The 11,090-nt window shown below is 38.5% G+C and carries 7 protein-coding genes; 5 read left to right on the forward strand and 2 right to left on the reverse strand.

Features of this window, described 5'->3' with window-relative positions; all coding sequences use genetic code 11:
* Positions 1-24 precede the first annotated feature (24 nt).
* From DFR58_RS16350 to DFR58_RS16370, 5 genes are all read left to right on the forward strand, one after another.
* The gene (locus tag DFR58_RS16350; protein WP_114298925.1) at positions 25-2,709 is read left to right on the forward strand and encodes a hypothetical protein; all 2,685 of its coding nucleotides are present in this window, start codon (positions 25-27) and stop codon (positions 2,707-2,709) included.
* 43 nt (positions 2,710-2,752) lie between these two features.
* On the forward strand, positions 2,753-3,391 hold the full coding sequence (locus DFR58_RS16355) for an L-threonylcarbamoyladenylate synthase (RefSeq protein ID WP_170138192.1): 639 nt from the start codon (positions 2,753-2,755) through the stop codon (positions 3,389-3,391).
* Positions 3,392-3,480: 89 nt separating this feature from the next.
* Positions 3,481-4,569 carry a cysteine peptidase family C39 domain-containing protein gene (locus DFR58_RS16360; RefSeq protein WP_114298927.1) on the forward strand — a complete coding sequence of 363 codons (1,089 nt, stop codon included), beginning with the start codon at positions 3,481-3,483 and terminating at the stop codon, positions 4,567-4,569.
* 294 nt (positions 4,570-4,863) lie between these two features.
* A complete protein-coding gene (locus tag DFR58_RS16365; protein ID WP_114298928.1) occupies positions 4,864-5,823 on the forward strand; it encodes an alpha/beta hydrolase in 960 nt (319 codons plus the stop codon).
* A 292-nt stretch (positions 5,824-6,115) separates the two neighbouring features.
* Entirely contained in the window at positions 6,116-7,645 is a 1,530-nt protein-coding gene (locus tag DFR58_RS16370) for a methyl-accepting chemotaxis protein (protein WP_114298929.1), read from the forward strand.
* A gap of 300 nt (positions 7,646-7,945) precedes the next feature.
* On the opposite strand, the gene DFR58_RS16375 is transcribed toward DFR58_RS16370, so the two are convergent.
* Both DFR58_RS16375 and asnB read right to left on the reverse strand, forming a co-directional pair.
* Entirely contained in the window at positions 7,946-8,779 is an 834-nt protein-coding gene (locus tag DFR58_RS16375) for an alpha/beta fold hydrolase (RefSeq protein ID WP_114298930.1), read from the reverse strand.
* A gap of 268 nt (positions 8,780-9,047) precedes the next feature.
* Positions 9,048-10,889 carry an asparagine synthase (glutamine-hydrolyzing) gene (asnB, locus tag DFR58_RS16380; RefSeq protein ID WP_114298931.1) on the reverse strand — a complete coding sequence of 614 codons (1,842 nt, stop codon included), beginning with the start codon at positions 10,887-10,889 and terminating at the stop codon, positions 9,048-9,050.
* Positions 10,890-11,090 lie beyond the last annotated feature (201 nt).

Genomic DNA, 11,090 nt, shown 5'->3' on the forward strand with positions numbered 1-11,090 from the left:
ACAAAAGACTTGCGGGAGAGGCATATGCTTATGGACTTTGAGAGCTATATTAAACAAATTATATACAGTTGCCCCTACAATATAACCTTTTCAGGCAATAAATGCGGATTTCTAAACAGGTGGCTTGTAACAGGCAAGGACGCACAGTCCCATGGCGATAAAAGCCTTGAGCCTTATATCGGCACAGATGCCACAATATTATATAACGCACAGCACACAGAGCTTGCACAGGAGGAGCTTGAAAGCAACTGGAGGTATTACTGCTGTACAAAGCTGGATGATGATACACAGATAGAATATTGCAGGAATAATCCCGAGCAGATGTTCTCTAAGGACAGGGATGCCTATATTTACTGTCTTTGCTGTATTTACTGTGAGGATGAGCAGGACTATTTGTTTTTTGTCGATCCGCAGATACCCATAAGGATATGGATAAACGGATTGCTGGTTTTTGCTGTTACTTCGGGATACATGATAAATAAATATACCTTTGCAATAAGGCTTTCAAAAGGAATAAACAGCATACTGGTGGAAAAGGAGATGTTAAAATTATTCAGAGGCTTTAGCCCGTATACATCCAGATTTCATATGGAATTTGTTCCCATAAGGGTTATTGTTGAAAGTGACATTAGGCAGTTTTATGACAGAAACCAATTTAAAATATTAGAGAAAGAGTACAAAATAATACCTGACAGAGCCTTTTTTGACGGGAGGGAGGATATATCTATTACAGTTGTTCCACGGTATATAACCGATATTAAGCCCGAAAGGATAACGGTGAGTATATTTGACGCATCCCTCCGAAAAATAATTGATACTGAGGGATACACCTTTAGAAGGCTTCTGCTGAAACCGGATGGAGAAATAAGAGGCACGCTTCTTATAGAAGTCAAAAGTCATACAGGCAGCAAAAAAGCCGGAGCATATGTTTTCAAGGGGGATTTTTCACAACATCTAAAGCAATTGGGCATGATAGCTGAAAAAAGAAAGGATTATCATAGCAGCATTTTTAATTTTATCAAAAGAGCTTCTGAAATACCGGATGCCAACTTATTTTTTTTCAGAAATACCTTAGAGCTGATGACGGAGCATATTTATGAATCCGTTCTAAAGCAATTGTTTGCCGTAGAGGGTGCAGTTATTTATTGTGATGAAAATTGTTGTGAAAAAACAATATTAAGCATATCTGAAAAAAGAGCACTGGTATTTAAGGACAGTGAGACGGATGACAAATTTACCGCATACCTACTTCATCTTCCTCGGGATTACAGCCTTAACAAAAGGTATGCTTTAACGGTTTATTTTATATATGGGACAGGCTATTCAACATACCCGTATGCCATGGATTTCATTGAGAGGCAGCTTTTTGACGGCACTATAGTATTAACCATATGCGGCAGGGGAGGGATGAACAGGGATTACATAAATGAAGGTGATATTTTAACAATTATAAAAGGCATAGTTGAAAAATACAATATTGACAGAGACAGGATATTTTGTATAGGAGGATGTACCGGAACCTTAAGGGCTATAGGCATGGGAATAAGAATGCCGGGGCTGTTTGCAGGGATAATGGGCGTGGAGGGCACGGCAAGGCTTGATATAAGAAAGCCTGAGCTTGAATATCTAAAAAACCTGGATAATTTAAGAATATTGCAGCTTAATAATATTGAGGATGCAATTTTTAACACCGCAAGAGTGCTGGACACTCTAAACCGGTTCCGTCATAATAAAAGCTGGAATTTCAGCGGATTTAGCCATATTCAGTTTGACACAATGCTCAGCTCAAGTAAATTAATAAAAATACTTCTTGGAATAAAAAGAGAAAGATATCCTAAAGAAATATTTTTTATTACGGACGAGCCAATATACAACAAGTCCTATTGGATAAGGCTCGATTATATTGAAAGCCTTGAGGACAAAGCCCGCATAGAAGCCACGATATCAGGAGCTAAGCTTATTTGTATAAGCTGCAGCAATGTTAAAAGTCTTACACTGCTCTTAGCGCGTGAGGAAATGGGGCTTGAGGACAGCATAAACATATCAATTAACGGATATAGCTGTAATGTTTATTTGGGGGAGTATTCGGAAAGCTCCATAACTCTCCGAAGCGGCGGCATTTCTATAGAAAACAGAAGTCTTACCAGAGATAGCTTTGCTAAAGAATATGACTGCTTTCAAATCAATGAGCGCCTTCTTGGAATAAAGAGAGTGTACGGCTCAAGATGCACTGTTATAAAGCCTTGCAGTCAGGAGAGGAAAAGCCTTTCAAGAAGGATGTTTCTGCTTTTAAAGGACCCTATGAGGGAAAAGGTGAGAAATTATAAATATGGCGTTCTAACGGAGGATGAGTTAAGGCATGACAAGCTGGAGGATACAAGCCTTGTGTACATAATAGCTCCCGATACCGTCGGAGGTAACGTCGGTACCACCGGCAAAGAAATAAGAGAGGAATTGCTAAAGGGCTCGGGAGTAAGCATGTCGGGCGGCTGCATGGAGTACCGAGGCAAAAAATACTGCGGTGACTATTTTGCATTAATAAGGAGTGACAGCCCCTTTAACGGGGAGAGATCGGTATTGCTGGCCATATGCTCTACAGGAGAGGCCATGACACAGATGGCAGGGCTTTTGAGCTCCTTTGACTATAGCCCTGTTTTTTACAACGACGCAATTGTATACAGCAGTACGGGATATGAGTATTTCAGATAAGCATTTAAGTTTTAAATATAAAAATAAAAAGGGGATGTTTAATATGTATAAGGTGCTTAAGCCGTGTAAAGAAACCTACAGGCTTGCGGGAGAGGCAATAAGGCAGGGAAAGGTCATTGTAGTGCCGACTGACGCTGTATATGCCGTTGTGTGCGACGCGTTTAATGAGAAAGCGGTGTCAAGGCTGAGGGAAATAAGACAAAGCCCGGAGGGAAAGCCTCTTTCGCTGATAATAGATAAAAACGACATTGAAAAGTTCTGTGAGGTAGGCAATGATTTATTAAAAGAAATCATTGAAGTCCTTTTGCCTGGAAAGGTCAGCTTCCTTATAAATAAAAAGGGGGACGTATTTAAACACGCAGTGCCTGACAGCGATGCCATATGCGTGTTCTGGCAGGATAATGAAACTAAGGGAGTATATGAGGAGAGCAATACGGTGCTTGCCATCTCTTCGGCAAATAAGGCGGGAGCCGCTGAGGCAACCACTCTTTCACAGGCTTTAGAATATTTTGGAGAAGAAATTGAGCTGTATATTGACAGTGGAGAGGAAAGGGGAAGCAAGGGGACAACACAGCTTGATATAAGGGGAGAGAGCATTAAGGTTATGCGTGAGTCTCCCATGTGCCCTCTGGAGCATATAAATAAAATTCTTAAGGATAAGGGTGTTGATATTAAATTATGAAGCAAACATAAGCTATTTATATTTGACTTTATTTAACAATAGAATTATAATTAACAATGTTATTTTAAATTGCTTTAGGAGAAAACCTTATGAATTGTAATATATTGCCGGTTGTTTATCCCCCGATAAATGCTTTTCCGCATCAAGGCGCCTTATTCTCGGTTTTATTTGCAAGAGAAGAATGCAAACCATGGATTTTTAATAATTTTATACAGATCTATTCTTTAAAAGACTTGTATAAAAATGATTTGCGCAGCGGGACAATTGATTTTTATTATAATATGTATGGCGACTGGATGAACTTTTACATAAAAGCAAATCCATGGATAAAATTTAATTCCATACCTTTTGAATTTATAAAATCCTCCGGCATAAATTTTATTGAGTTTATAAAAAGCAGTATAAACGGGAATTGTTATTTATTTTTTGATGTTGATACCTACTATATTTCAGAATACAAATATTGGTATATGGAAAGCCATACGCCACATGACATATTTATTTATGGCTATGATGATGAAAAAAAGCTGTTTTACATGGGCGACAATACTATTGGGAAATATTGTCATGGGCATGTGACTTATGAAGAATTGCTAATAAGCTTAAATACCTTATCTGAAATTTATTCAGGCACTAATGAAGAAATATTTTGCCATAGTTATAGAGAGAAAGCTTTTAATTTAATAAAGGTTAAAAAAAATGTCGAACGCAGCGGAGAAAATCCATTATTTCAAAAAGAAATATTTGGTATCAATATTAATAAAATCATAAATGACTTAAAGGAATATCTGCTTTGGGATAATTATGGAGAAGGATATAGGCACAGCGATTTTTATGTGTATGGTATTGATTGCTATAATGAGCTGGAAAAATTTATTTACTATGCTATGGAGACTAATCAGGAGGTTGACTACCGGGCGTTATATTCTTTTATAGAGCACAAGAAGCTAATGCTGCTAAGAATACAATATTTGTGCAATGAGTACGGCCTCAATATTTTAATGGATAAATATACAATTTTGGTTCAGAATTTTAACTTATTAATGAAGATTGTATTAAAAGCTAACATTAAGGTTAATAACTCAAAGGATTTATGGCAAAAAGCAATTAATCTTTTGGAAAAGTTCCGGTATGATGAGATTATTCTTTTAAATGAATTTATAACTAAGGTAGAATAACCATTCACATCAATTATTGCTTAAAAGACTGTTGCAGACATAATGCGGCAGTCTTTTTTTGTTTTTAAAAGACAAAAAAACATACATAAGACGAAATGTGTCGAAATAAAAATAGCAAAATTAATAAATATTTGAAGGATATATATATAATAGTATAGAATATAATATAATCCGATATTTGAGTCTATTAGCGCATATATATAATATAGAGCCCTGCTTTATATAAATAGTTTTTTTAGTTTAAACAGGCGGTATACAAATAAATGATTATTAAGATAAGGAGGGGACTGCATTATGAGTTATGAGGAGGAATATCTTAAGTTTGTGGATTCAAAAGAACCGCTGAGTAATCTGCAGAACAAGGATTGGTCCATATACATGGGGTACGGCAAAACATATCCTTATTTGTACGACATCCCCAGCAGTGAAAGGGAGGATTTTTTTGATGTCAGATATGGGCACGATCCCATACAGACACTGGATATTCATTATCTTAAGAGCACGAAAAGCAAAAAAAGACCTGTGGTTTTTTTTATACATGGAGGGGGATGGAACTGCGAGGATAAAAGCAATACCAGATATTATGCTTTGGACTGGGTAAACATGGGTTATACCGTTGTGTCCATAAATTACAGGCTGGCTCCTCATTCTCAGCATCCATGCCAGATTGAGGACTGCGCACTGGCTTTGAAATGGGTTATTGACAACATAAAAAAATACAGAGGAGATCCCAACAGAATAGTAGGAATAGGCCACTCGGCCGGCGCACACCTGCTTGCGCTGCTTGTTTGCGGAAAGCAATGGCATGAGCAGTTTAACATTAACATCAAAAAGTTAAAATGCTGGATTCCGGTAAGCGGTATTTTTGATTTCAATATGTATGATAACTATTTAAATCCCATGCTGGGCACATTGATAAACGAGATGCTTGGCGAAGGAAATAAGGACACCTGCTCCGTTAATATGCATATCACGGGCAAGGAGCCTCCGTGCTTTATTTTGCATGGAGGGGATGACTGGCTTGTGCCTCGCTCCAACTCCATATTGCTATACGATATGCTCAATAAAAAAGGGTGTGGAGATGTCCGGCTTGAAATAGTCAAAGGCTACTGGCATTGCAATATGATGCTGGGGTATGACAAGCCGGGGCATATGCCTGGGCAACTGATTAACGCATACCTTGAAAAATTTATAAATCATGGACTGGAAGAATATCAGGAGCAGATTACAGATAAAAAGCTTGTTAACATATAGATAAAAAACAGAATTGGCTGTCTCCTGACAGCCAATTCTGTTTTTTATCAAGAGAAATTCAAATACCAATAATAAACCAATATGTACATAATGCGACAAAATAAAGGCATTGATATAAAAATATGTCGAAATAAAATTAGTAAATGTTTGAAGGATATATTTGTAATAGTATCGAATATGTATGTGTGTAAAATAATTACTGTAAACATGTACATGGATTTAATGCCTTTAAGGTTCACTTGAAAAATCTTTAATTTGGTCTGTTTACGACAACAAACAGGGGGGGCAAGCTATGCAAAACGTAGAGGAATTATTTAATGAAAACTTACAACAGTATCAAAAAGGACTTAATGAAGCTATAGCCAAATACTGTATAATAGGCGGAGTTATGGGAGTAGCTTTTTATATATTTATGAAGGTTGTAGGCATAATGAGTATTTTTAAATGGGTTAATTTACTTTACTTCTGTATTCCCGTCCTTATTGGCCTGCTGGTTATAGGAATGTCATATATTGTATTAAAAAAATATTACAGCCATCTCTATATAAAAGCTCTTAAGTACATTGTTGTGACTGTAGCCTGTATAAATCAGTTTGCAATAAGCGTATTTATACCTTATAGAGATATATGGGGAGTTGTAGTGCTAATATTCTTTGTATGCTCCTTTTATCTTGAAAGGCGTCTGGTGCTGTATGGAATATGTTTAGGCTCGGCAGTAGCTATATTATCGTTCTATTTAAATACATGTCCTGAGGAATTGAGTATGTCGGTGGCTGATATTGCAACAAGGGTGCAGGTTGTCTCCTTCGGAGCAATTGCCGCATTTATAAGTGCAATATTAGGAAGAAAGCTTTTGTATAAATCTTGTGTAAATGAATTCAATGTAAGTAAATCTCTTTCTGATTTAAAGCAGGTGGTTGAAAAGGTTAAGGAGGTTTCCGAAAGAATAACGGAATCCAGCTCATATATATCGGCACTTGCAAATCAGCAGCAGAAGGCATCTGAAATGACGGCTACAAACACCTCCCAAATTCTGGAGGGAGCAGTAAAAACTGTGGAGAACGTAAAGGATAGTGAGGACTTAATCAATTCTCTTAATATGGAAATCCAAAGCATGAAAAATGAGGCGGACAGTGCTCATGAAAAGTCTGCAAAGCTTAAGGGGACTGCCGATAAAGGGAAATACTCCATTGACAGTGCGGTTGAAAAGATGGAGGGTATAAAAGCAAGTGCCATAGTTACTTCCAGAAGCGCAAAGGAGCTTGATATAAAAGCGCAGAAAATTGATGTGATAGTTGCGGGAATACAGGGTATTGCAAATCAGACAAACCTGCTGTCCCTTAATGCTTCAATTGAGGCGGCCAGAGCGGGAGAGCACGGAAAAGGCTTTGCCATCGTGGCGGGTGAAATAAGGAAGCTTGCCGAACAAAGCCAGAAGTCATTAAACGATATTACAACTACCTTGAAGGAAATATTCAACCACGGGCAAAAGGTGGATGATTTAGTTATAAAGGTGGATGAGGGAGTACAGATTATAAAAATGTCAAAGGACTACTATCAGAATATTATTGAGGATCTGGAGATTACAGGCAGTTCTCTGTCGAATATGAAGGAGATATCAGAAAAGCAGCTTTCATATTCTAAAATTGTAAGCAATTATATTTCACAGGTAAGTGAGACCACGCAGATGACATCTGAAAATCTTGAGTCAACCTCGGCTGCTACGGAGGAGACCTTTGCTTCCAGTGAAGAGCTTCTTAATTCGGCAAATATGCTAAACAACATAGCAAAGGAATTAAATAAAACGGTTTCGTCTATATAATTCAAGATGAAATGTATTGAATATATAGAATGCAATAAAGATTTTACAAACATGGAGGATATAATTGCTTACAGAAATTTTTAACTACAACGAAAAGACGCCTTGCGGGGAAATGTCTCACGGGTCTGTCATCAGGCGCTTTTCTTAGATGTATTCCTTACGGGTCAAAAAAATTTCTTCCATCAAGTTATATCCTCCATGTAAAATCTTTATTGCTAAATATATAGATTAAATTTTTAAATGATTTAAAGCCAATATGAGGTACACTGCAAATTACCTCATATTGGCTTTAAAAATAATTTACGCTGTCTTTTTGCCGGTCTTATGCTCTGCACTCCAACTGCTTTTGCAGGATAAGGAGCATAAATAATTAACTACCATTTGATTAAATTCGGCAGGCTTTTGGAATATAAGAACATGTCCAGCATCCTTGATTACTTTGAATTGATTATTTATATATTTTTCCTTAAGAGCAACGGCATCGTTAAAAAAGCAAAAATCCTTGCTTCCCGCTACGATTAATGAAGGTATAGTGCTCGGGGTGGTGTAGTAATAGTGATCCCCTCTTACGGTTAGCTTCCACCATTTTAAGAATTCCTGATTACTCATTTTTAATGTTTCATTTAAGAAGAATTTTCTGGATTTTTCATGAGGTTTGCCGGGAAGCATTAAATTTGCCATTAATTTGAGATAAGTATCTTTTTTGAAAATTCGAAGGAATATTTTTTCTGCAAAGCTGTTGAAAATAGCGGATAAGTAGTTAGGCTTGCTGATAGGACTCGTGAATATATTGGAGATTACTCTTTCTGGAAATAGCTCACAAAAATATTGCTGAATAATTGTCCCAAGAGACAATCCCATAAAGTGAGCTTTTTCGATATTAAGCTCGTCCATTAAAGCTCTTACGTGGTTCGCGATAATCTCTCCGCTGTACTTTTTTGTACAGGATGCGCTTGAATTACCGTGACCTGCAAGATCTACATTTAAAACCCTGAAATGCTTGTTAAGATCCTCCATTTGGTATTTCCAACACCTTGTAGAGCCTGATATCCCGTGCAGTAAAACCAGAAAGTCTCCCTCCGGATTTCCGGAAATTTCATAATACATACTGTAGTCCCCAACCTTTGAATACATATTAACCCTCTCCTTTAAAATTATTTTTAATCTCTCAATTATGTCTATACGCCGCTAACATTATACGACAAAATATAGCATAATATTCTCTATGATTTTAAATTATATAATTAAAAGGATTAAATGTCAATCATAAAATACAAATGTTTATTTAATTTTTTGTTACAATGTGGAGGTTGGGGTCTGAATTTGATTAATTATATTAAGGCACGGCAGAAATGAAACATCGGTATAGCTCCCCCTTTTGCCTTCTTCCTGATTTAATTTTCTATTTGATGCTCACTTTATATTCCCTCATCCATGTATCGGCCTGTATCAGGTATGCATACATCTGCGGGGTTGCCATGAGCTGACCGAACCACGGCTTGCCGTAATCTGACGATGCTTGTATGGACGCTTTCAAATATTCTGTGTTGACAAAAGGAATTATGGGAGATGCGGTGTCGCTTAAAATTTCAAGCAGCAATTTGCCTACTGCCTTTTCATAGGCGGGATTATGGGTTTTAGGGTAAGGGCTTTTCTTTCTGTATAGCACGTCGTTTGGAAGAATCCCTTCCAATGCTTTCCTGAGCATACCCTTTTCACGTCCGTTTAATGCCTTTGTGGTCCAGGGAATATTCCACACGTATTCAACCATTCTGTGATCACAATATGGAACACGCACCTCAAGGCCGTGCGCCATACTCATTCTATCTTTTCTTTCTAAAAGGGTAGACATAAACCATGTAATATTAAGATAAAATATCTCACGCCTTCTGGCCTCTAACGTCTCTTCTCCGGGAAGGCGGGGAGTCTCTGAAATTGTTTCGCGGTATCTCCGTTGGATGTACTGCTCCGCCTTTATAGCATCCTTTAAAGCCTCCGAATAAAATTTGGTGCGCTCATTAATAGAGCGTGACCACGGAAAGGTATCCGCGCTTAAGGCATCCTCGCGGTGAAACCATGGATATCCCCCGAACACTTCATCGGCGCACTCACCGGATAATCCCACAGTCGCTCCCTTTTTGATCTCTCTGCAGAACAGCCACAGTGAAGAATCTATATCCGCCATTCCCGGAAGATCACGAGCCTTTACCGAATCAACAAGAGCCTCCACCAGTTGAGGGGTGTCAATGGTTATATAATGGTGCTGCGTCTCGAATTCCTCAGACATGCGCTTTACCCACGGCGCATCGGAATTGGGCTGAAAGCTGCTGGGCTTGAAGTAAAGCTCATTATCGGTGTAATCTATAGAATATGTGTTGAGCCGACCCTGCCCTGAGCTTTTAAAGTAACCGGCGGCAAGAGCGGTGATAGCACTTGAATCCAGCCCGCCGGATAAAAATGTGCATATGGGAACATCGGATATAAGCTGTCTTTCTATGGTATCCTTTACAAGAAACCGCACCTTTTCTATTGTGGCTTCCTCGGTGTCGGTATGAGGTGCGCTTTCAAGTGACCAATACCTGTCGGTTAAAAAGCCATTGCGGGTAAAAAGCGCGTAATGTGCCGGCTTTATCTCAAATACGTTTTTGAACACCCCATGTCCGGGCGTCCTTGACGGACCCAGCGCAAAGATTTCGGCAAGGCCCTCGCTGTCTATCTCGGGCTTAATCATAGGATGTGCAAGAAGGGCTTTTAACTCCGAAGCGAATATAAGAGAGCTGCCCCGGAGCGCATAGAACAGAGGCTTTACGCCAAACCTGTCCCGCGCCAGAAAAAGGCGGCTTTCGCTGTCATCCCATACCCCGAAGGCATAAATTCCGTTAAGGTGGTTTACACATTCCGTACCCCATTCAATATACGAGACGAGAAGCACCTCAGTGTCCGAATTGCTGGTAAAGCTATGCCCCCTGCATTCCAGCTCACAGCGTAAATCATATGTATTATAAAGCTCCCCGTTATAAGTGATAACCCATGTTTTGCCGTCATATTGCTTTACCATGGGCTGACTTCCTCCTACAGGATCAACCACAGCCAGACGCCTGTGAGCAAACGCTGTATGCTCCGAAAACCAAAAGCCCCCTGCATCCGGCCCCCGTGCAATTAATTTTTCGTTCATGGCGTTCATTATATTATGCTGTCGTGACAAATCCTCATTATAATCAATCCAACCCGCTATTCCGCACATAATTTACTCAGCTCCTTTATTAGCAATATATGTTAAAAGATAAATTTGGTGAAAAACTATTTTTAATCCAATAATTATTGTTAACGGCCTTTTTTTTGGGTATATTTATATAGGATGCAATAAAGATTTTACAAACATAGAGGATATAATTGCTTACAGAAATTTTTAATAGCAACGAAAAGACGCCTTGCGGGGAAATGT

The sequence above is a fragment of the Anaerobacterium chartisolvens genome (assembly GCF_003337415.1).
In the GTDB taxonomy this organism is placed as follows: domain Bacteria; phylum Bacillota; class Clostridia; order Acetivibrionales; family DSM-27016; genus Anaerobacterium; species Anaerobacterium chartisolvens.